Source organism: Bacillus cereus group sp. N31 (assembly GCF_016483245.1).
Taxonomy (GTDB): Bacteria; Bacillota; Bacilli; order Bacillales; family Bacillaceae_G; genus Bacillus_A; species Bacillus_A toyonensis.
Window position 1 is genome coordinate 1 of sequence record NZ_JAEHCH010000073.1, and the last position, 601, is coordinate 601.

A 601-nucleotide genomic window follows, 5' to 3' on the forward strand; every position below is an offset into this window, starting at 1 on the left:
TTCATTTTCTTTACTAAATCATAATACGTGCTTCGTGGAATGTTAGCTAGCTCTACAAGTGCTTTCACCGAATATTTATGCCTTAATTCATAGACTACTTGTGCTTTGTCCTGTTTCGTGATTTTTCCTTGTTTTGAACTAAGGCATTCAACTTTTTTAAGTACTCATTTTCCATTTCAAGCTGTTGAATACGTGCTTCAAGTGCTTCGACTGAACCTTCAACTGGTGTTTGTTTGGATTGTTTATTTGAATATTTTTCCATGGATGGACGCCCCTTTTTCTTTGATTGAAGGGCAGCGATTCCTTGTGTTTCGAATTGTTTTTTCCAAACAATAATCGTTGAAGGGGCAGGAATATTAAAAATAGCTGCCGTTTCAAATAAGGACGTACCGTTTTCAATCATAAAATTTAGTACGTCTAGTTTAAATTGTTGCGTGTAATTTGTATACCGTTTTAGAAAAGCTTCCACACCATTTTGTTTATATTGGTTTACCCAATTCAAAATTACGGTGTCTCTTATACCAACCGCTTTACTAATTTCTCGGTAACTTTCATTTCCGTTCAAATAACGTTGAACGATGTGTATTTTTTCATCAGCTGT

Annotated in this window: 1 pseudogene; it reads right to left on the reverse strand. The window is 34.8% G+C overall.

The features are described from left to right. Positions 1-601: pseudogene (locus JDS81_RS29785) on the reverse strand (helix-turn-helix domain-containing protein); the annotation flags it as partial.